Genomic DNA, 20,331 nt, shown 5'->3' on the forward strand with positions numbered 1-20,331 from the left:
CAAGATGACCGAGGTGGGGTGTGCCTGTTACTCCACCGTAACCCCCGAAGCAGTGACGCGACCTGGGAGTTGGACGTGAGCGAGCCGAACGACGCAACCTTCGACATCGTGATCCTCGGAGGTGGTAGCGGCGGCTACGCGACCGCGCTGCGCGCCGCCCAGCTGAACCTGTCGGTGGCCCTGATCGAGAAGGGCAAGCTCGGGGGCACCTGCCTGCACAACGGCTGCATCCCGACCAAGGCCCTGCTGCACGCCGCCGAGATCGCCGACCAGACCCGCGAGTCGGAGCAGTTCGGCGTCAAGGCCGAGCTGGTCGGCATCGACATGGCCGCCGTCAACTCGTACAAGGACGGGGTGATCTCGCGGCTCTACAAGGGCCTCCAGGGCCTGGTGGGCGGCGCAAAGAACATCACCTTCGTGGCGGGCGCCGGCAAGCTGGTCGCGCCGAACACCGTCGAGGTCGACGGCAAGCGCTACACCGGCCGCAACGTCGTCCTGGCCTCCGGCTCGTACGCAAAGAGCCTGCCCGGCCTGGAGATCGACGGCGAGCGGATCATCACCAGCGACCACGCCCTGGTCATGGACCGGGTCCCGGCCTCGGCGATCGTGCTCGGCGGCGGCGTGATCGGCGTCGAGTTCGCCAGCGTGTGGAAGTCCTTCGGCGTCGACGTGACCATCGTCGAGGCGCTGCCCCGTCTGGTCGCCGCCGAGGACGAGGAGTCGTCCAAGGCGCTGGAGCGGGCGTTCCGCAAGCGGAAGATCAACTTCAAGGTCGGCAAGCCGTTCGAGAAGGTCGAGAAGACCGAGAACGGCGTCCGGCTGACCATCCAGGGTGGCGACACCGTCGAGGCCGAGCTGCTGCTGGTCGCCGTTGGGCGCGGGCCGAACACCGCCAACCTCGGCTACGAGGAGCAGGGCGTCAAGATGGACCGCGGCTACGTGCTGACCGACGAGCGGCTGCGCACCAGCGTGCCGAACGTCTACGCGGTCGGCGACATCGTGCCCGGCCTGCAGCTCGCGCACCGCGGCTTCCAGCAGGGCATCTTCGTCGCCGAGGAGATCGCTGGCCAGAACCCGGCCGTGATCGACGAGGCCGGCATCCCGCGGGTCACCTACTGCGACCCGGAGCTGGCGTCGGTCGGCCTGACCGAGACGAAGGCCAAGGAGCAGTACGGCGCCGACAAGATCAAGACCTACAACTACCCGCTGGGTGGCAACGGCAAGAGCCAGATCCTCAAGACCACCGGCCACGTGAAGCTGCTCCGGGTCGAGGACGGCCCGGTGGTCGGCGTGCACATGGTCGGCGCGCGGGTCGGCGAGCTGATCGGCGAGGCGCAGCTCATCTACAACTGGGAGGCGTACCCGGCCGAGGTGGCGCAGCTCGTGCACGCCCACCCGACGCAGAACGAGGCCCTGGGCGAGGCGCACCTGGCCCTCGCCGGCAAGCCGCTGCACGCGCACAACTGACCACGACAACCGCGGCGTCCGGCGACGGGCGATGATCCCACCAGGGGAATGAAGGAGTCTGGAGAACATGCCGGTATCGGTCACCATGCCCCGGCTCGGTGAGAGCGTCACCGAGGGCACCGTCACGCGCTGGCTCAAGCAGGAGGGCGATACCGTCGAGGTCGACGAGCCGCTGCTGGAGGTGTCCACGGACAAGGTGGACACCGAGATCCCGTCGCCCGCGGCGGGCGTGCTGAGCCGGATCGTGGTCGGCGAGGACGAGACCGCCGAGGTCGGCAGCGAGCTGGCGGTCATCGCCGGCGAGGGCGAGCAGGCCGGCGGGGCGGTCGCGCCGCAGGCGGCCCCGGCGGAGGAGGCCGAGGAGGCCGCCGCCGAGCCCCAGGCCGAGGCGGAGCAGCCGGCCGTCGAGCAGCCGGCGGCCCAGGCGGCCCCGGCGCCGTCGGGCGCGGGCACCCCGGTCAAGATGCCGGCCCTCGGGGAGAGCGTCACCGAGGGTACGGTCACCCGCTGGCTCAAGCAGGTGGGCGACAGCGTCGAGGTGGACGAGCCGCTGCTGGAGGTGTCCACCGACAAGGTCGACACGGAGATCCCGTCGCCGGTCGCCGGCACGCTGCTGGAGATCAAGGTCGCCGAGGACGAGACCGCCGAGGTCGGCGCCGACCTGGCGATCATCGGTGCGGCCGGCGCCGCCCCGGCTGCGCCGCAGCCTGAGGCCAAGCCCGCCCCGCAGGCCGAGGCCAAGCCCGCGCCGCCGGCCCCGGCCCAGCCGGCGCCGAAGGCCGAGGAGCCGACCCCGGGCGTGTCGTACAACCAGCCGGCCCCGGAGGCGGAGACCGCCGCCCAGCCGATGCGGGCCGAGCAGGCCGCGCAGCCCGCCGCGCCGGCTCCCGCCCCGCAGCGTCCGACCGCCCCCGTCCAGGGTGGCGGCGAGGAGGCCGCCGGCTACGTGACCCCGCTGGTACGCAAGCTGGCCGCCGAGCACGGGGTGAACCTGTCCTCGGTGAACGGCAGCGGCGTCGGCGGGCGGATCCGCAAGCAGGATGTCCTGGAGGCGGCCGAGAAGGCGAAGGCCGCCAAGGCCGCGCCGGCACCGCAGGCCGCCGCTCCGGCCGCTCCGGCCGCTGCGGCTGCTCCGGCGAAGCCGGCCGCAAAGCCGCAGCCGAGCGCGAAGCGCGGCACCACCGAGAAGCTGCCCCGGATCCGCGCGGCCATCGCCAAGCGGATGCAGCAGTCGCTGCACGAGATGGCGCAGCTCACCACGGTGATCGAGGTGGACGTCACCAAGATCGCCAAGCTGCGGGCGCAGGCGAAGGACTCCTTCCAGCAGCGGCACGGCGTGAAGCTGTCCTTCCTGCCGTTCTTCGCCCTGGCGGCCGTCGAGGCGCTGCAGACCTACCCGATCGTCAACGCCAGGATGGACCTGGAGGCCGGGACGATCACCTACCCGGACGCGGAGCACCTCGGCATCGCCGTGGACACCGAGCGGGGCCTCCTGGTGCCGGTCATCCACAACGCCGGCGACCTGAACCTGGGCGGGATCGCCAAGCGGGTCGCCGACCTGGCCGAGCGCACCCGGACCAACAAGATCAGCCCGGACGAGATCGCCGGGGCGACCTTCACGCTGACCAACACCGGCAGCCGGGGCGCCCTCTTCGACACCCCGATCGTGCCGTCGCCGCAGTCGGCGATGCTCGGCACGGGTGCCGTGGTGAAGCGTCCGGTCGTGGTCAACGACCCGGAGCTGGGCGAGGTCATCGCGGTCCGCTCGATGGTCTACCTGGCCATGTCGTACGACCACCGGCTGATCGACGGCGCGGACGCGGCCCGCTTCCTGGTCGCGGTCAAGGAGCGGCTGGAGGCCGGCAACTTCGAGGCCGAGCTGGGGCTCTGACGCCCTGACGACGAAGGGCGCGCGGCTTGAGCCGCGCGCCCTTCGTTGTACCGGAATCGGCGCGGAAGCGCCCGGCCGCTGAGAGACTCGTCGGGTGAGCGGCTTCGGGTGGCGGGGGCGCCTGGGGCCCGCCGTGCCCATGGCCCCTGCGGCTCGGGTGGACCGGTTCGAGGTCTTCTTCGACCTGGTTTTCGTCTTCTCGTTCTTCATCATCACCCGGTCCACCGCGCGGGATGTCAGCGGCGGGGCGCTGCTGCACGCCCTGCTGGTCCTCGCGGTGCTCTGGTGGTCGTGGGTGTTGCACAGCGTGGTCGCCACCCGGGTCCGGCTCGGCGAGGGCTTCGTGCCGGTGCTGATGACGGTCGGCATGGCGGCGCTGTTCACCTTCGCCCTGTCGCTGCCGCAGGCGTTCCACGACGTGCGGGGCAACGCCGCCGGGCCGGTCGTGGCGGCGGCCAGCTACATCGTGTTCCGCCTGGTCCACGTGCTGCTCCTTTTGCAGGCAACACGGGGCAGCCCGGACGAACGCCGGCAGTTGACGAAGTTGGCCCCGGAGTTGGTCGGCAGCACCCTGCTGTTGCTCGCCGCAGCGCTCATCCCTGGGGCGATACACGACTCCGCTGCGGCGCCAGTCGTCCGGGACGGGCTGTGGGGCTTGGCCGTGCTGCTCCAGTACATCACCGGCCAACTCGCCAACGCCTCCGGCTGGGGCATCGCCTCGGCCGAGCACTGGACCGAGCGGTACGACCTGATCCTGATCATCGCCCTGGGCGAGTCGGTCATCTCGGTCGGCGTCGGGAGCAACCTGATCGGGCAGCCACCCACCCTGCCAGCGGTGGGTGCGGCGGTGCTCAGCATCTTCTTCACCGCCGCGCTCTGGTGGGCGCACTACGACATGATCGGGCCGGCCGCCCGGATCGCCCTGCACTCGGCACAGGGCAAACCCCGGCTCACCATGGCCCGGGACGCGTACGCGTACTGCTATCTGCCGATGATCGCCGGGATCATCCTCTTCGCGCTCGGCGCCGAGCAGATCGTGCACCAGATCACCAATCCGAACATCTCCGACTGGGCGCCGGCCCGCGGCCCGGCCGAGCCGCTGCTCTTCGGCGGAGTGTTCCTGTACCTCTGCGGCGACATGCTGTTCCAGCTGCGGACCCTGCACACCCTGAGCTGGACCCGGGTCGGCACCCTCGGGCTGCTTGCCATCTGCCCCCCGCTGGTCGACCAGTTGCCGGCGCTGGGAACCATGGCACTGCTGACCGCGATCTGCGTGGGCATGGTGGCCGCCGAGGTGGTCATCTTCGAAGAGGGCCGGAAGGCGCTGCGCAAGTTGATCTTCGAGGAACGGACCGCTCACGAGGCGCACGAGGCAGCCTACCGGGCCCGCTGGCACGAGCCGGACGAACGGGACGAGGGCGAGTGACGCGGGGCGGCGTACGGCAGCCGGGTCGCGTAGGGTGCGGCGTAGCGTCGCGGTGCATCCGGCACGAAGGCCGCCGAGGGCATGGAGGCGCGGGAGAGCAGGGGACCATGTGCACCCATCCCACTCACCGGCCGGGCGGCTGACCGCCCTCGGCACCCAGTTGATCGAGATCCATCACTGGCTCCGCGCGGAGCTGGCCCGGCTCCGCGCGAGCCTCGACTCCCCCGACGGCGACGGCGCCGGCCTGTCCCGCGAGCTACGCGCCCACTGCGTCGGCTTCTGTGCGGCCCTGGACCGGCACCACACCGGCGAGGACGCCGGCGCGTTCCGCGTCCTGGCCGAGCAGGTGCCCGAGCTGCGCCCCGTCCTCGCCCAACTGAGCGAGGACCACCGGATCGTGGCGGACCTGCTGCGCCGCGTCGACGCCCTGCTCACCGGGGCGGCCGACGGGCCGGCGATCCGGGCCGAGCTGGACGGCCTCGCCGCGCTGCTCGAGTCGCACTTCAGTTACGAGGAACGGAAGCTGGTCGCCGCCCTCGACGCGCTGACCGACGGCACGCCCCACGAATTGTTCGGCATGGACGTCCCGACGGTCGCGGATTGACCTCGGCGGCGCAACTTCCGGGAGGTTGCTGCCTCCGGGCGCCGGCAGGCAGCGCTTTCCCCGAAGTTGCTCCCCGAAGGGGCAGGGCGCCGGGCGGCGGATTCGTCCGTTGGCAGAATCGGTCGGCGTGGGCTGGCCGGGGCAGGTGGGGGCGCATCATGCTGGGGCGATGGTGACCTTCTCCGTCCAGGCCCGACCGACCGACGCCGCGAGCTGGCTCGACCTGGCCCGCCGGGTCGAGGCGGCCGGCTTCGACGCCCTGTTCGCCGCCGACCACCCGGGCCACGGCGCGTCGCCGTTCGTGGCCCTCGCCGCCGCGGCGGCGGTGACGTCGACGCTGGGCCTCGGCTCGTACGTCTCCAACGCCGGGGTCCGGGAGCCCATCCTGCTGGCCACCGACGTGGCCACCCTCGACGTGGTCTCCGGCGGGCGGGCCCGGCTCGGCGTCGGCGCCGGCCACACCCCGGCCGAGTGGCGGGCCGTCGGCCGCGAGCGCCCCGACGTGCCCGGCCGGGTGCGCCGCTGCATCGCCGTGGCCGAGGCCGTGCGCGACCTGCTGGCCGGCAAGGAGGTCACCGTGGACACCCCGGAACTGGCCGCCTACGCCGCCCAGCTCACCGAATTGCTCCCCGTGCAGGACCGGATCCCGCTCACCATCGGCACGTCCAACTCGACGCTGTTGAGCTGGGCCGGCGCGCACGCCGACGTGGTCGGGTTGGCCGGCTTCGGGCGTACGCTGGCCGACGGCCACACGCACGAGGCGCGGTGGCGGGCCGACCAGATCGAATCGCAGCTCGCCCACGTGGCGGCCGGTGCCGCCGGCCGCGACACGCCGCCCGTGCTGGAGGCGCTGATCCAGCAGTTCACCGTGACCGACGACGCCGAGGCCGCCGCCGTGCGGTTCGCCGAGCACGCCGGCCTCACCACCGCCGAGCTGCTCGCCACGCCGTTCGTGCTGATCGGCACGGCCGAGGAGATCGTCGCGGCGGTCGCGCAGCACCAGCGCCGCTGGGGGATCACCCGCTTCGTGGTACGCGCCGATGCCGTCGACGCCCTGGCCCCGCTCCTCCCCCGCCTGGCAACCCTGTAGCACCTCGTAGCGCACTCGCGGTACGCGCTGAACCGTCCCGCCTAGCCAAACGACCCGATTCGCCGACTGTCCCGTGGTCAGCGGCGGGACCGCTGACCACGAGAAGCCGGACCCGTCACACGGCCTGGGCGAGGGTCGGGTAGTAACCGCCGGACTGCCCAGCGGCCGTCGGGTGGTAAGAGATGCTCGTGTCGGTCCAGTTCAACGCGTGCAGCCACTTCTGGCCGTAGGCGCAGAGCTCGTTGCCCCGGAAGATCGGGCGAACATCGGCGAAGACGAAACTGTTCTGGACGGCGACACCCTTGGTGAGGTCATCCAGCAGGTTGATGCCTTCGTTGATCTTCGCGCGGGACGTGTCGCTGAGACCGGCGCAGTAGGTGTCGAGCTTGTAGAAGACCGGGTAGGCGATAACCACCACGCGGGCAGAGGGCGCACGCGCGCGGATCGCCTGGTACAGGTTGTCCAGCTTCGGCGGCAACTCCCTGCGAGCCTTGTCCTCGGCCGCGTTGACGGCCGCTACGCACGCCGACTCGCCCTGCACAACACAGGTGATCATGACGTCGCTGAACCCGACGTCGTTACCACCGACGGTGACGCTCACCAGCGTGGTGCTGGTCGACAGGTAGCTCAGCTGGGTGTCGCGCACGCTCGTCGTGGTCGCACCCGAGCAGGCCACGAAGGTGTACGACGCGGGAGCGTTGGCCGTGGCCCACAGCGACGGGTAGGCGTTGGGGCTGCGCCGGCAGGAGCCGCTCTCGCTGCCGGCACCCACGCCGGAGGCGTACGAGTCACCAAGGGCGACGTATCGGACGGTGGAGGCCGCTTGGGCCGGCGCGGCCAGCGCGATCACGCTGGCAAATGCCGTCGCCAGGCTCATGGTGAGGGTTACGAGGCGGGATCTGAGCACGGGATCCTCCGAGGGGGGCGAAGGAACGATTCGGATCTATATAGATATCACTGGATACATCTGCCCCGGAAGACCTGCCGGGAAATTCGGGCAAGCCCGCCGGCGGGGCAACGGCACCTCGGCTGGCCGGGGTTGCCACGGCGGGAGGGCACACAGCCAGGCCGGTATGGGGACGTCTGCTAGAACTCCAGGTGGCACGCGTTGACGAGATCTCCGCCCGGACCGCTGCGGAGGAACTGGCCGGGTCCGTTGTGGACATCGTCGACGGGGCGCTCCGGTCGGTGATCCTTCACGGATCACTGGCGGCGGGCGGCTTCCGCCCCGGTCGCAGTGACATCGACCTGCTCGTCGTCGTCGACGGTGGACTGTCCGACCCGCAGCTCGACGCCCTGGCGGACCGGGTGCGCCACGCCCGGCTCGATGATGCCTCCGGCATCGACCTGCACGTCGTGACCGGCGCGGTGGCCGACGCGCCAACGCCGGCGCCACCGCTGGAGCTGCACGTCGGCCGGTACGACGGCTCGTCCGTCGGGTTCGAGGTCGACCGCCGGGTGCCGGCCGCCCCCGACCTGCCGGCCGAACTGTCGATGGCGCGGGCCGACGGGCACGCGCTCCGCGGCGCTCAGCCGGGCGAGGTGCTCGCGCCGGTGCCGGACGAGTGGCTCCACGAGCGCGGCCGGTACTGGCTGACGACCTGGCAGTCGCGCACCGACGACGCGGAGGACGTCGCCCTCATGGTCCTCACCGCCTGCCGGATCTGGCGCTTCGCGGTCGAGGGTCGGCACTGCGCCAAGGCCGAGGCCGCCGGGTGGGCACTCGACCGCGACCCGTCGCTGACCGCCGTCCGGCAGGCACTTCAGCAGTACGAGGTGAATCCGGCGGCGCCGATCGACGCGGACGGCGTCGCACAGGTGCTCGACACCGTGCTGCGCGAAACCACCCCCGGCACGGTGAACACGCGCTCGGTCAGAAGCTGAAACTCCGGATCGCCGCGCCGCCCGAGGCGGCGGTCGCCACGAAGAACCGGACCAGTTCCTCGTGGTGCTCCCGCAGGTAGTCGAGGTCGTCGTCGTCCCACACCCGCTGATACGGGTAGATCTCCTCCGCGCTCAGCTTCGCCGGGTCGTAGTGGCCGGCCAACGCCTCGAACGGCGTCGCGCCCAGTGCCCGGGCGGCGTCGGCGACCATGCCGTCGTCCCAGCCCAGGAGGGTGCACTCGTTGTCGATGAGGAAGCCGTCCTCGTACAGGTCGACGTCCACCTCGGCCGCGTCGAGCAGGAACTGGATGCCGGCCCAGGACTTCTCGAGGTAGCAGATCGGCAGGTTCTCGCCGCCCAGGTACTCCGCCGCCCACTCCGGGTCCGCGATCGCCCGGTCCAGTTCCTGCGTGGTCACCCGGGTGAACCACAGGGTCATGCCCATGAACCCACCGCGCTCACCGGTCGGGCGCGTTCGGCAACTCCTCGGCGACGAACACGCCGACGCCGTGGACGCCCTCCACCCAGCCCTGCATCTGAAGCACGAGAATCGCCTGTCGCACAACGGTTTGCGACACGCGGTGCTCTTCCTTGAGCTGCGCGGTCGACGGCAGCTTCTCTCCCGGCGCAAGCTCACCCGACTCGATCCGCTCGCGGAGGTAGTCGGCAAGCTGCGCCCACTTCGCCTTGGCGGGCATCCACACTCCCAGGTCTGCACCGCCATTCGACCATGAACTACCAGCCACAACAAGTAAGGGGAAGTTCGTCCTTGCTTTGCACAACATGCTGTGCAAAGCTCTCAATGACCGGCTCCCAGGTCTGCAACCGCGAGCTGGTCGTCCCGTAGGACCACCTGGCCGGCTGCTCCCCCGGTAGCCGGCCGGGTGCCACCCCATGCCCGCGATCCGGTGTCGACGGGCTCGTGAGCAGGCCCGGGGCGGGTGCCGGGCTCCGGCCGGCCATGCGCGCGCACGGTCGTCCCCGCCCGTCTCGGCGCCGCCCCCAGAGAGGCGGAGCAGCGTGCGGTCAGTGGTCGACCAACCGGTGGACGCGATGGAGAAGGTGCTCGGCGAGTTGCCGATGCCGTGGGTGGTGACGGTGGAGGACGTCCGGCTCGCCATCCGGGCGGTGCTGGTGCACGCGCCCGAGGAGTGGCCCACCGGGCCGCTGTGCCGCAGCGACCGGACCCCGCACCCCTGCCTGCTGCACCGGTGGGGGCGGCGGGTGCTGCGCTCGCGTGGCTTGCCCGACGACGTGATCGACGACCTGAGGGGCCGCGGTGAGCTGCTGGTCCGCGTACCCGATGGGGGGTGCTGACGATGTGGCCGCGACGGAACGCGGCGCCGGTGCCGCTCGCGCCCCGGCACCGGCGGACCTGGCGACGCGGACGGCGCTGGTGCTCGTGCGGCCTGCGCTGGACCGCCTGCCCGGACCGGCACGCGCCGATCCCCACCGAGCCGCCCACAGCACCGCCGAACAGCCGGTGGTGGGACGAGGTGACCCGGGCGAACCCGCAGGTCGGGCGCGCCGGCTGGCTGACCCCGGCGCAGACCTGGCGGGCCAACGGCGGCCGGTGGTGAGTCGGCCGCACACGCCGCTCCGGCCGCTCTGGCTCTGCCGGGCCTGCGCCGCGCCCTGGCCGTGCCCGATCGCGCGGCTCACCCTGCTCCGCGAGTACGTCGACGACCGGGTGGCGCTGCTGGTCTACCTGGGCGGGATGCTGCACGACGCGGCCGGCGAGCTGCACCTCCTGCACCCGCAGGACGGGCCGACGCCGGGGCACCTCTACGCCCGCTTCCTCGGCTGGGCAGTCGGCTCTCGCCGCGATCCATTCACGTCATCAAGTTCGTAGCGGCCGAACAGTTCACTCCGCCTTCGTCAGGAGGGGCGACAGGAGGGGCAGCGCATGCCTTGACTTGGAGAGCGCTCGAAGTCGAACACTGGACCGCATGACGATGACACGGACACTCGGCCGCAGCGGCATCACGGTCAGCGCGGTCGGCATGGGGTGCTGGGCGATCGGCGGGCCACTGTGGGGCGACGGCGGGCAGCCGTTCGGCTGGGGCGAGGTCGACGACGACGAGTCTGTCCGCACCATCCACCGGGCGCTCGACCTGGGCGTCACCCTCTTCGACACGGCCAGCAACTACGGCGCCGGCCACAGCGAGCGGGTCCTCGGCCGCGCCCTCGCCGGGCGGCGCGACGGCGCGGTGATCGCCACCAAGTTCGGCAACCGCTCCGACGAGGCCAGCCGGCGCTGGACCGGCACCGACGCCAGCCCGGCGTACGCGGTGGCGAGCCTGGACGAGTCGCTGCGCCGGCTCGGCACCGACCATGTCGACCTCTACCAGTTGCACATCAACGACCTGCCGGCGTCCGCCGCGCTCGATCTGATCGACACCCTGGAGGGCCTGGTCACCCAGGGCAAGATCCGGGCGTACGGCTGGAGCACGGACAATCCGTCGTCGGCGCGGGCGTTCGCCGAGGCGGGCCCGCACTGCACCGCGATTCAGCACGACGAGTCGGTGCTCCACGACAACCCCGACATGCTGACGGTCTGCGATTCGCTCGACCTGGCCAGCCTCGACCGGGGCCCGCTCGCGATGGGCCTGCTCACCGGCTCGACCCGGGCGGTCGGCGGGGACGACGTGCGGGGGGTGGCCCCGGAGTGGCTGGTCTGGTTCACCGACGGGCGGCCGACCCCGCAGTGGTCGGCCCGGGTCACGCAGATCCGGGAGGCGCTGACCGCCGACGGTCGTACGCCCGCCCAGGGCGCGCTGGGCTGGCTGCTGGCCCGCAGCCCGCGGACGGTGCCCATCCCGGGATGCCGGACGGTGGCCCAGGCCGAGGAGAACTTCGCGACGCTCGCGCTCGGCCCGCTGCCCGCCGAGGCGTTCGCCGAGGTGGAGCGACTCCTGGCCGACCTGCGCCCGGCGGCCGCGGTGCGTTGACTCCGGGCGGCGGGACCGGCGAGTGACGCATGCCGCTCAACGCATCCGGCGCCGGGTCCGTACCCGAAGATATGAGCATGCGGATCCTCATGGCCGGAGTGTCCGGCTTCCTAGGCACTCGACTGGTCAACCGGCTTACCGCGGACGGGCACCAGCTCACCCGTCTCGTCCGCCACCCGCCGCGCAAGCCGGACGAGCGGCAGTGGAATCCGTCCGCCGCGCAGCTCGACCCGGCGGTGGTCACCGACGCCGACGCGGTGATCAACCTGGCCGGCGCCGGGGTGGGTGACCGGCGCTGGAACGACGACTACAAGCGGCTGATCCGGACCAGCCGGGTGGACACCACCACCACGCTGGCGATCACCATCGCCGGCCTGGCCGCCGCCGACCGGCCCGCGGCGATGCTGAACGCGTCGGCGGTCGGCTGGTACGGCAACACGGGCGACCGGGTGGTGGAGGAGGACTCCCCGGCCGGCGAGGGCTTCCTGGCCGACGTGTGCCGGGTCTGGGAGGCCGCGACCCGGCCGGCCGAGGACGCCGGCGTACGGGTGGTGCGGCTGCGCACCGGCCTGCCGCTGGACCGCGCCGGCGGGATGCTCAAACCGCAGCTGCTGCCGTTCCGGCTGGGCGTCGGGGGGAAGCTGGGCAGCGGCCGGCAGTGGCTGCCCTGGATCTCGATGCGGGACTGGCTGGACGCGGTGGCCTTCCTGCTGGCCCGCGACGACCTCGCCGGCCCGGTCAACGTGGCCGGCCCGAACCCGGTCACCAACGCCGAGTTCGCCCGGGAACTGGCCCGCCAGCTGCACCGGCCGGCGATCATGCCGGTCCCCGCGCTGGCCCTGAAGATCGCCCTCGGCGGCTTCGCCCACGAAGCCCTGACCAGCGCGCGGGTCCTGCCCGGCGTGCTGACCAAGGCCGGCTTCACCTGGACCCACCGCGACCTGCCGAGCGCGCTGCACGCCGCCCTCACCGAGTGACCCGGCGAGGGCGGCGGCGGGCGGTCAGCAGCCGATGACCCAGTAGTTGGGGCCGGTCTGCTTGAGGGTGGTCGTGTAGAAGGTGTTGTAGAGGCCCATCTTCTGGTTGCTGCCCAGGGCGTAGGCGTAGCCGCCGGACTGGTAGGCCCGGCCGGCGCTCACGTGGGCGTAGTTGCTGGCGGTCACGCAGGCCGGCGGCGGCGTCGGGGTCGGCGACGGGGACGCGGTCGGCGTCGGGCTGGGCGTCACCCCACCGTCGAGGCCGAAGAAGAGCGCGTCCCGGTAGGTCGAGCAGATGGTGTCCAGGAAGTACGCGGCGGCGGTCCCGCACTGGTCGGTGGCCGAGCCCGGGTCGACCGGGGTGCCGTGGCCCATCCCGGCGACCCGGTAGAGCCGGACCTGGTCGCTGCCGTACACCTCCAGGCTGGTGCCGGCGGGCAGCGTGGCGGTGCTGGTGGGGGTCTGCGACACCCCGAGCACGTTGGTCCACTGGTCCCGGGACTCGACGGCGTTCGCCACCGCGACGGTGTAGTCGCCGGTCCCGTGCCAGATCGCCACCCGCGGCCGCTTCCCGGCGTACCCGGGGTAGGCGTTGCGGACCAGGTCACCCCACTGGGCCGGGGTCTTGTCGACGCCGGGGTTCATGCAGGAGTACGCGCTGGTGCTGCTGGTGGCGCAGCGGTATGGCAGGCCGGCGATGACCGAGCCGGCGGCGAAGACGTCCGGGTAGGTGGCGAGCATGACCGCGCTCATCGCCCCGCCGGCGGACAGGCCGCTCACGTACACCCGGGCGGCGTCGGTGCCGTAGTTGGTCCTCGCGTAGTCGACCATCTGCTTGATCGACAGGGCCTCGCCCTGGCCGCGCGCGGTGTCCCCGGTCTCGAACCAGTTGAAGCAGGAACTGGAGTTGTTGGCAGCCGGCTGCTGCGGCACGATCAGCGCGAACTTCCACAGGTCGGCGTACTTCTGCCAGCCGGAGTTGGCGAAGTAGCCGGAGGCGTTCTGGGTGCAGCCGTGCAGCAGCACCACGGCCGGCGCGTTGGCCGGCAGGCCGTCCGGCCGGTACGCGTACATGGCGAGGTTGCCCGGGTTGGAGCCGAAGCCGGTGACCTGGGTGAGCGAAGCGGCCTGGGCGGGGAGAGCGACGGTGAGCGCCGCGGCTGCGGCCAGCACGATCCCGGCCGCCGCCCCGGCGAGGCGGGTGAGGATGGATGAGGATCGGCGCACGGCGACCTCCCGACGGCGAATTGTGAACTGAGTCACGCTGAAGTTGCCGAGACGTTACGTCCGGGTTGCGCGGCCCGACATGGCCGCCGCTCACACATTCACCGAGATCGAAGTGTGTCGCCGTGGGCGACGGAAGCGGCCGCGAGGTTTCGTGTCTGACCGGCGTGTCCAGTTCCGGTTGGTAACGTCCGCTGCGTGCCAACCTCCCCGTCCCTGGTCACCGACCGGTCGCCCGAGCCCGCCACCCGGAGCTGGCGGGCCGACCTGGTCGTGGTGCTCGCCGCGGTGGCCTTGGCCTTCTGGGTGACCAGCGGCCTGTGGTGGAACCCGGATGCCCGGGCCATCACCGTCAACTCCAGCGACCAGGCGCTCTTCGAGTGGCTGCTGGCCTTCGGCGGGCACGCCGTCAGCCACGGGGAGAACCCGTTCTTCACCCATCTGATCAACAATCCGGACGGGGTGAACCTCGCGGTCAACACCTCGATCACCGTGTACGCGGTGCTCTTCGCGCCGCTGACGTACCTGGTCGGGCCGCCCGCGACGTTCCTGGTGATCCTCACCCTCAACCTTGCCGCCACCGGGGTGGCCTGGTACTGGCTGCTCAGCCGATACCTGGTGGGCAGCCGGCTGGCCGCCGCCGTCGGCGCGCTCTTCATCGCCTACTGCCCGGCGATGGTCTCGCACGCCAACGCGCACCTGAACTGGACCGCCGGTTGGCTGGTGCCGCTGCTGATCTGGGGCGTGTTCCGGCTGCGCCGCCCCGGCCGGGCGGTCCGCGGCGGGATCGTGCTCGGCCTGCTGGTGGCGGTCGCCTTCTCGATCGCCGCCGAAGGGCTCTTCTTCACCGCCCTGGCGCTCGCCCTGTTCCTGCTGGTGTGGGCGCTGCACCCGGCCCGTCGGGCCGAGGTCCGCGCCGCGCTGCCCCGCTTCGCGACCGGGCTCGGGGTAACCGCGCTGGTGGCCGGGGCGCTGCTCGCGTACCCGCTGTGGCTGCACTTCGCCGGGCCGCAGCGCTTCCACGGCACCGGCTTCGACCCGCTCATCCACTCCGAGGACATCGCCGCGTACGGGTCGTATCCGCGCCGGTCCCTGGCCGGCTGGGCCGGGCTGGGCACCTCGCTGGCGCCGAACCCGACGGAGGAGAACTCCTTCTTCGGCATCCCGCTGCTGCTGCTCACGGTGGTCTGCTTCGGGCTGCTCTGGCGGCGCGCCGACCGGGCGTTCCGGGCCACCCTCACCGCGCTCGGCGTCACCGCCGTGGTCTTCGCGGTGCTCTCCTGGGGGCCGACGGCCAAGTGGAACGGCCGGCGCACCGGCCAACTCCTCCCGTTCGGGGTGCTGGACAACCTGCCGGTGATCAACGCGGCGCTGCCCTCGCGGCTGGCGCTGGTGGTCGCGCCGGTGATCGGGCTGCTGCTGGCGCACACGGTGGACCGGCTCCGCGCCCGGCCACCCCGGCACCGGGTGACCACGGCGGCCTGGGCGCTCGGCTTCGCCGTCGCGCTGGTGCCGCTGCTGCCGACCCCGCTGCTGACCAGCGTGCGGGAGCCCGTCCCGCGGTTCATCACCAACGGCACCTGGCAGCAGTACGTCTCGCCCGGCGGGGTGCTCACCCCGCTGCCGCTGACCGTCGACGTCACCCCGGACGGCCAGCGCTGGCAGGCGTACGCCCTGGCGCACCGGCAGGGCGAGTTCCGCATCCCGGCCGGCTTCTTCCTCGGCCCGGGCGGCCCGGAGGGCCGGGGGCGGATCGGGCCGGTGCCGCGGACCTTCGACTCGTTGATGGACCAGGCCGGGCGGACCGGGCTCGTGCCGATCATCACCGAGGGCAGCATCCGGCAGAGCCGGGAGGACCTGCGCTACTGGCACGTCGAGACGGTGGTCCTGGCCGACCGGGTGCACGGCGCCAAGTACGACATCAACGAGGAGGCCCTGCTGCGCACCGCCACCGGCCTGCTCGGCCCGCCCCAGCGGGTGGACGACGTGTGGGTCTGGAAGGTCCCGCCGGCCTGACGCGACGAGGCTCACAGGGGCGCACCGGCAGGTGGCGGGACTAGGCTGGACGGGTGAGCGTGACGACTTCCGGGCTGACCCCCGTCCGTGCCGGTGTGCTCGACTACCAGGCCGCCTGGGACGAGCAGCGCCGGCTGCACGAGGCCGTGGTGGCCGGCGAGCAGGGCGACACGGTGCTGCTGCTGGAGCACCCCAGCGTCTACACCGCCGGCAAGCGGACCGAGCCGTGGGACCGGCCGATGGACGGCACCCCGGTGATCGACGTGGACCGCGGCGGCAAGATCACCTGGCACGGGCCGGGGCAGCTGGTCGGCTACCCGATCGTCAAGCTGCCCGACCCGGTGGACGTGGTGGCGTACGTCCGGCGCACCGAGCAGCTGCTGATCGACGTCTGCGCCGAGTTCGGGCTGACCGCCGGCCGAATCGAGGGGCGCAGCGGCGTCTGGGTGCCCGAGGACGACCGCGGCCCGGCCCGCAAGGTGGCCGCGATCGGCATCCGGGTGGCCCGGGGCGTGACCCTGCACGGCTTCTCGATCAACTGCGACTGCGACCTGACGTACTACGACCGGATCGTGCCGTGCGGCATCCGCGACGCGGGGACCACCTCGCTCACCGCCGAGCTGGGCCGCCCGGTCACCGTCGCCGACGTGCTCCCGGTGGTCGAACGCCATCTGCCGACCCTCGTGCAGGTCTGAGACACAACCAGTTCCGACGGTGACGTCGGTGCAGCCCGGTGCGGCGGCGCCGGGCCGAGCTGCCGGGCTGATCGCGTACTCTCGTCCGGTGCGGATCGATCTCGTCACCCTGGTCGTCGCCGACTACGACCCGGCGATCACATTCTTCACCGAGGTGCTCGGCTTCGAGCTGGCCGAGGACAAGCCGTCGCTGACCAACGACGGCCGCCCGAAGCGCTGGGTGGTGGTCCGCCCGCCCGGCGGCGGGACCGGGCTGCTGCTGGCCCGCGCCGACGGCGAGCGGCAGGAGTCGGTGGTCGGCGACCAGACCGCCGGCCGGGTCGGCTTCTTCCTCCAGGTCGACGACTTCGACGCCATCTACCGCCGGATGCGCGAGGCGAACGTCGAGTTCGTCAAGCCGCCGCGCACCGAGCCGTACGGCCGGGTCGCCGTCTTCCGCGACCTGGAGGGCAACCCCTGGGACCTCCTCGGCCCCGCCTGAACCCGCCCGCCTGAACTCGGCCCCGCCTGAACCGGAAGGACCCGATGACCGACCTGATCTCGACGCAGCGGCAGATCGCCGAGGAACTCCAGCTGGCGTCGACCTTCGACGCCGCCGTGGAGATCGAGCGCCGGGTCGTCTTCCTCGCCGACCGCCTCGTCGACACGGGGCTGACGACGCTGGTCCTCGGCATCAGCGGCGGGGTGGACTCGACCACCGCGGGCCGGCTGTGCCAGCTCGCCGTCGAGCGGGCCCGCGCCGCCGGCCACCCGGCGGTCTTCGTGGCGATGCGCCTGCCGTATGGGGTGCAGGCCGACGAGCACCACGCCCAGGCGGCCCTGACGTTCATCCGGCCCGACCGGGTGCTCACGGTCGACGTCAAGCCGGCCAGCGACGCCGCCCTGGACGCGCTGGTGGCGGCCGGGCTGGCCTTCACCGACGCCGCCCAGCGGGACTTCGTGCACGGCAACGTCAAGGCCCGGCAGCGCATGATCGCCCAGTACGCGGTCGCCGGGGCGACGGGTGGCCTGGTCGTCGGCACCGACCACGCGGCCGAGGCGGTCACCGGCTTCTTCACCAAGCACGGCGACGGGGCGGCGGACGTGGTGCCGCTGACCGGGCTGACCAAGCGGCGGGTCCGCGCGCTCGCCGCGGCGCTCGGCGCCCCGGCCGAACTGGTCGGCAAGGCGCCCACCGCCGACCTGGAGAGCCTGGCCCCGGGCAAGCTGGACGAGGACGCGCTCGGCCTGACGTATGAGCAGATCGACGACTTCCTGGAGGGCCGGCCGGTCCCGCCGGAGGTGACCGAGGCGCTGGTGGCCCGCTACCGGGCCACCGACCACAAGCGCCGCCTCCCGATCGCGCCCCCGGAGGCGCGAATGGGCCGGGAGGCGGACGACCGGGTCACCGCCCAACAGGGCTGATCCGCGCCCGAACCCCCGGTTCGCAGAGCACGATCACGCCGCCGATGAGGGCGCCGATGACCGTCTCCACCCCCCGGTCGAAGAGGAGCTGCCCGATCGGGCGGGCCGCCGCGAGCTGCCCCATCAACAGCGCCATCGGGGTGATGAACAGCAGCGCCAGGCCGTAGTTGCGCCCCACCAGCAGCTCGGTGACGATCTGCAGGCCCGCCACCACGAGCACGGTGGCGTACGGCGACAGGTGCGGCGCCAGCAGCAGCGCGCTGGTCAGCAGCCCGAGCAGCGTGCCGAGGATCCGGTGCGCGGCGCGGACCAGTTGGGCGGTGACACCCTGGGCGCTCAGCGGAGCGACCGCCGCGACCATCGCCCAGTACGGGTGACCGATCCCGACGGCGGTAGCCGTGCCGCCGGCCAGCACCACGGCGAGGGCGTAGCGCAGCGGCTCCCAGGTCCACACGTGCGCCAGCCGGGGTGGCCGGCTCCGCTGCCGCCGCAGCAGGCTGCCCACGTTGCCGACCAGCAGCGCGAACAGGCTGCTCAGCCCGGCCACGGCCGCGGCGACCGGCACGTCCGCGACCCGGTGCGGGGCCGAGGCGACCGCACCGAACGCGAAGACGAGGAACAGCGGCCCCGGCGGGTGCCAGTCCTGCGCGGCGGCGAGCACCGCACCCAGCGCCGCGAGGGCCGCGGTGACCGCCACCGCGACCCACGCCCGCGACGCCAGCGACCCGACGAGCACCCCGAGGACGACCGACCCGGTGAGCACGGCCCCCGCGCTCGCCTGCATGGCCGCCCGGGACAGGTGCACGTGGTTCCGGCCGTAGAGCGAGGTGAACGCCCCGAAGACCGCGTACACCGACCAGGCGGGGCGGCCCAGGGCGAGCACCGCGAGCAGCGGGAGCAGCACGCTGATCCCGGCACGCAGCGCGATCCGGTGTGTGCCCCGGGCCGGACGGAGGTGCAGCAGGCCCCGCAGCGTCGCCCGCGCCTGCTCGCCCATCCCGCTCCTTCGCCCGTCCGTCCTTCATACCGCGCCGCTCGGCTCGGGGCCGGAGCGGCCGGAAAGGAGAGGTCCCCGGTTGACGGGCGGTCAACCGGGTACCCCTGTCCTCACGGGGTGAGCCGGTGCAGGTCGCGGGGGAAGGCGGTCACCTCCCGGACGTTGGCCGCGCCGGTGAGTCGGGCCACGAAGCGTTCCAGGCCGATCGCGAAGCCGCCGTGCGGCGGCATGCCGTGCCGGAAGGCGTCCACGTAGCCCGCGTACGGCTCGACCGGCTCGCCGCGCGCGGCGAGGGCGGCCAGGTAGTCCTCGTACCGGTGCAGCCGCTGCCCGCCGGTGACCAGCTCCAGCCCCCGGAACAGCAGGTCGAAGCCGTTGGAGTAGGCCGGCCGGGCCGGGTCCGGATGGGTGTAGAAGGGGCGCTTCGCCATCGGGTACCCGGTGACGAAGAGGAAGTCCGAACCGTGCACGCGCAGGGCCCACTTCCCCAGCGCCCGCTCGTGGGCGGGGGCGAGGTCCGGCTCGTCGGCGGGCGCCCCGGCGATCTTCAGCGCCTCGGTGAAGTGCACGGCGGGGATCTCGGCCGGCACCTCGGGCGCCGCCACCCCGAGCGTGGCCAGCGCGGCGCCGGCCCGGTCGGCGACCGCCCCCAGCATGCCGGCGAGGGTGTCCCGCAGCACGGCCATCACGTCCCGGTGGTCGGCGACGAAGCCCAGCTCGACGTCGAGCGAGGTGTACTGGGCCAGGTGCCGCACGGTGTCGTGCGGCTCGGCCCGGAACACCGGCCCCACCTCGTACACCCGCTCGAAGACGCCGACCATGAGCTGCTTGTAGAACTGCGGCGACTGGGCCAGGTAGGCGGGCCGGCCGAACCAGTCCAGCGCGAACACGTTCGCCCCGCTCTCGGTCGACGACGCCACCACCTTCGGGGTGTGGATCTCCACGAAGTCACGGGTGTCCAGGGCGGCCCGGAAGCCGGCCACCGCTGCCGCCGAGATCCGCAGCGCCGCCGAGCGGGTCGGGTGGCGCAGCGCGGTCGGCGCGTGGTCCAGCTGGGTGGGCAGGGTGGCGGTGAGCGCCGGCCGGTACAGGTCGAACGGCGGCGGGACGGCGGGTGGGCCGAGCGGTCGTACCGTCGGCGTGGTGAGCTCGACCCCGGCGGGTGCCGTGTCGTTCGCGACCACCGTGCCGACGACCTCGACGACGGTCTCCTCGGTGAGCTTCTCGACGGCCGCGCGCACCGCCGGGTCGGCGACCACCACCTGGGCCAGGCCGGCGGCGTCGCGGACGATCAGGAAGGCCACCGACTTGAGCAGCCGGCGGCGGTGCACCCAGCCGGCGATCCGGACGGACTCGCCGACGTGGGCGGACAGTTGGGTGGACAGGATGCGTTGCACGGTTACCTCCTCGATCAATCGCAACGCGATCCCCGGGAGGTGTGGGCGAGCGGGATCCTCGCGGTGCCACCACACCTTCGCCCCCGCCGGAGCGGGAGCCTCGTTCGTCGCCCGTGACGGGGGCCAGCCGGCGGGCTCTACTGGGCGCGGTGAGCAGGGTCACCCGCTCCACCGGAGGCGTGGAGAGGGGGTCCTGCCGGGCACAAGCGCCGTTCTTCCCGCAGCTCGGGAGGGTCTTCACGCGCCGGCGCCAGACCGCCTTCCAGCAACCGGCGGCTCTCTGCGCTGGCGGGTCGGCGCGCTACTCG

At 72.7% G+C, this 20,331-nt stretch carries 21 protein-coding genes; 15 read left to right on the plus strand and 6 right to left on the minus strand.

The annotated features are described in order from the left end of the window. Positions 1–75 precede the first annotated feature (75 nt). The 5 genes from lpdA to A6A27_RS06710 all read left to right on the plus strand — a co-directional run bounded on the left by lpdA (position 76) and on the right by A6A27_RS06710 (position 6,478). The gene (gene lpdA, locus A6A27_RS06690) at positions 76–1,467 is read left to right on the plus strand and encodes a dihydrolipoyl dehydrogenase (RefSeq protein WP_073833664.1); all 1,392 of its coding nucleotides are present in this window, start codon (positions 76–78) and stop codon (positions 1,465–1,467) included. Between the two features lie 67 nt (positions 1,468–1,534). Continuing rightward, on the plus strand, positions 1,535–3,358 hold the full coding sequence (sucB, locus tag A6A27_RS06695) for a 2-oxoglutarate dehydrogenase, E2 component, dihydrolipoamide succinyltransferase (RefSeq protein ID WP_073833665.1): 1,824 nt from the start codon (positions 1,535–1,537) through the stop codon (positions 3,356–3,358). Positions 3,359–3,452: 94 nt separating this feature from the next. Beyond that, the gene (locus A6A27_RS06700) at positions 3,453–4,784 is read left to right on the plus strand and encodes a low temperature requirement protein A (protein WP_073833666.1); all 1,332 of its coding nucleotides are present in this window, start codon (positions 3,453–3,455) and stop codon (positions 4,782–4,784) included. A gap of 109 nt (positions 4,785–4,893) precedes the next feature. Beyond that, positions 4,894–5,388 (plus strand): hemerythrin domain-containing protein, encoded by a 495-nt coding sequence (locus A6A27_RS06705; protein WP_073833667.1) that lies wholly within the window; start codon positions 4,894–4,896, stop codon positions 5,386–5,388. Positions 5,389–5,557: 169 nt separating this feature from the next. Then, positions 5,558–6,478: an LLM class flavin-dependent oxidoreductase gene (locus A6A27_RS06710; RefSeq protein WP_073833668.1), complete on the plus strand. Its 921-nt coding sequence runs from the start codon at positions 5,558–5,560 to the stop codon at positions 6,476–6,478. Between the two features lie 115 nt (positions 6,479–6,593). Here the strand turns inward: A6A27_RS06710 and A6A27_RS06715 are convergent, their stop codons facing one another. Further along, positions 6,594–7,385, minus strand: a complete 792-nt coding sequence (locus A6A27_RS06715) for an SGNH/GDSL hydrolase family protein (protein ID WP_073833669.1) — start codon at positions 7,383–7,385, stop codon at positions 6,594–6,596. A 191-nt stretch (positions 7,386–7,576) separates the two neighbouring features. Here A6A27_RS06715 and A6A27_RS06720 point away from each other — a divergent pair, with 191 nt between their 5' ends. Continuing rightward, positions 7,577–8,362, plus strand: coding sequence for an aminoglycoside adenylyltransferase domain-containing protein (locus A6A27_RS06720; RefSeq protein WP_073833670.1), 786 nt, complete (start codon positions 7,577–7,579; stop codon positions 8,360–8,362). Here A6A27_RS06720 and A6A27_RS06725 read toward each other — a convergent pair. Further along, on the minus strand, positions 8,352–8,807 hold the full coding sequence (locus A6A27_RS06725; RefSeq protein ID WP_073833671.1) for a YfbM family protein: 456 nt from the start codon (positions 8,805–8,807) through the stop codon (positions 8,352–8,354). The genes A6A27_RS06720 and A6A27_RS06725 overlap by 11 nt on opposite strands. A gap of 13 nt (positions 8,808–8,820) precedes the next feature. Then, positions 8,821–9,060, minus strand: a complete 240-nt coding sequence (locus tag A6A27_RS06730; RefSeq protein WP_073833762.1) for a winged helix-turn-helix domain-containing protein — start codon at positions 9,058–9,060, stop codon at positions 8,821–8,823. A 331-nt stretch (positions 9,061–9,391) separates the two neighbouring features. Between A6A27_RS06730 and A6A27_RS06735 the strand changes: the two genes are divergently transcribed. From A6A27_RS06735 to A6A27_RS06755, 5 genes are all read left to right on the plus strand, one after another. Beyond that, the gene (locus A6A27_RS06735) at positions 9,392–9,679 is read left to right on the plus strand and encodes a hypothetical protein (protein ID WP_241825105.1); all 288 of its coding nucleotides are present in this window, start codon (positions 9,392–9,394) and stop codon (positions 9,677–9,679) included. A 2-nt stretch (positions 9,680–9,681) separates the two neighbouring features. Beyond that, on the plus strand, positions 9,682–9,942 hold the full coding sequence (locus A6A27_RS06740) for a hypothetical protein (RefSeq protein WP_143193923.1): 261 nt from the start codon (positions 9,682–9,684) through the stop codon (positions 9,940–9,942). After that, positions 9,939–10,214 (plus strand): hypothetical protein, encoded by a 276-nt coding sequence (locus A6A27_RS06745; RefSeq protein WP_241825106.1) that lies wholly within the window; start codon positions 9,939–9,941, stop codon positions 10,212–10,214. The genes A6A27_RS06740 and A6A27_RS06745 overlap by 4 nt, the downstream gene beginning before the upstream one ends. A 97-nt stretch (positions 10,215–10,311) precedes the next feature. After that, the gene (locus A6A27_RS06750) at positions 10,312–11,313 is read left to right on the plus strand and encodes an aldo/keto reductase (RefSeq protein ID WP_073833673.1); all 1,002 of its coding nucleotides are present in this window, start codon (positions 10,312–10,314) and stop codon (positions 11,311–11,313) included. Positions 11,314–11,390: 77 nt separating this feature from the next. Then, the gene (locus A6A27_RS06755; RefSeq protein ID WP_073833765.1) at positions 11,391–12,290 is read left to right on the plus strand and encodes a TIGR01777 family oxidoreductase; all 900 of its coding nucleotides are present in this window, start codon (positions 11,391–11,393) and stop codon (positions 12,288–12,290) included. Positions 12,291–12,314: 24 nt separating this feature from the next. On the opposite strand, the gene A6A27_RS06760 is transcribed toward A6A27_RS06755, so the two are convergent. After that, positions 12,315–13,517: an extracellular catalytic domain type 1 short-chain-length polyhydroxyalkanoate depolymerase gene (locus A6A27_RS06760; protein WP_073833674.1), complete on the minus strand. Its 1,203-nt coding sequence runs from the start codon at positions 13,515–13,517 to the stop codon at positions 12,315–12,317. A 195-nt stretch (positions 13,518–13,712) separates the two neighbouring features. Between A6A27_RS06760 and A6A27_RS06765 the strand changes: the two genes are divergently transcribed. The 4 genes from A6A27_RS06765 (at position 13,713) to nadE (ending at position 17,629) form a co-directional block, all read left to right on the plus strand. Beyond that, positions 13,713–15,530, plus strand: coding sequence for a DUF2079 domain-containing protein (locus A6A27_RS06765; RefSeq protein ID WP_073833675.1), 1,818 nt, complete (start codon positions 13,713–13,715; stop codon positions 15,528–15,530). Between the two features lie 53 nt (positions 15,531–15,583). Then, positions 15,584–16,225, plus strand: coding sequence for a lipoyl(octanoyl) transferase LipB (lipB, locus tag A6A27_RS06770; RefSeq protein WP_073833676.1), 642 nt, complete (start codon positions 15,584–15,586; stop codon positions 16,223–16,225). Positions 16,226–16,313: 88 nt separating this feature from the next. Further along, positions 16,314–16,706, plus strand: a complete 393-nt coding sequence (locus A6A27_RS06775; protein WP_073833677.1) for a VOC family protein — start codon at positions 16,314–16,316, stop codon at positions 16,704–16,706. Between the two features lie 44 nt (positions 16,707–16,750). Continuing rightward, on the plus strand, positions 16,751–17,629 hold the full coding sequence (nadE, locus tag A6A27_RS06780; RefSeq protein WP_073833678.1) for an ammonia-dependent NAD(+) synthetase: 879 nt from the start codon (positions 16,751–16,753) through the stop codon (positions 17,627–17,629). Here nadE and A6A27_RS06785 read toward each other — a convergent pair. Together A6A27_RS06785 and aspS are read right to left on the minus strand one after the other, a co-directional pair. Continuing rightward, positions 17,610–18,626 carry an FUSC family protein gene (locus A6A27_RS06785; protein ID WP_073833679.1) on the minus strand — a complete coding sequence of 339 codons (1,017 nt, stop codon included), beginning with the start codon at positions 18,624–18,626 and terminating at the stop codon, positions 17,610–17,612. The genes nadE and A6A27_RS06785 overlap by 20 nt on opposite strands. A gap of 110 nt (positions 18,627–18,736) precedes the next feature. Continuing rightward, positions 18,737–20,023 (minus strand): aspartate--tRNA(Asn) ligase, encoded by a 1,287-nt coding sequence (aspS, locus tag A6A27_RS06790; RefSeq protein ID WP_073833680.1) that lies wholly within the window; start codon positions 20,021–20,023, stop codon positions 18,737–18,739. Between the last annotated feature and the right edge of the window lie 308 nt (positions 20,024–20,331).

The sequence above is a fragment of the Micromonospora sp. CB01531 genome (assembly GCF_001905095.1).
Classification (GTDB): Bacteria; Actinomycetota; Actinomycetes; order Mycobacteriales; family Micromonosporaceae; genus Micromonospora.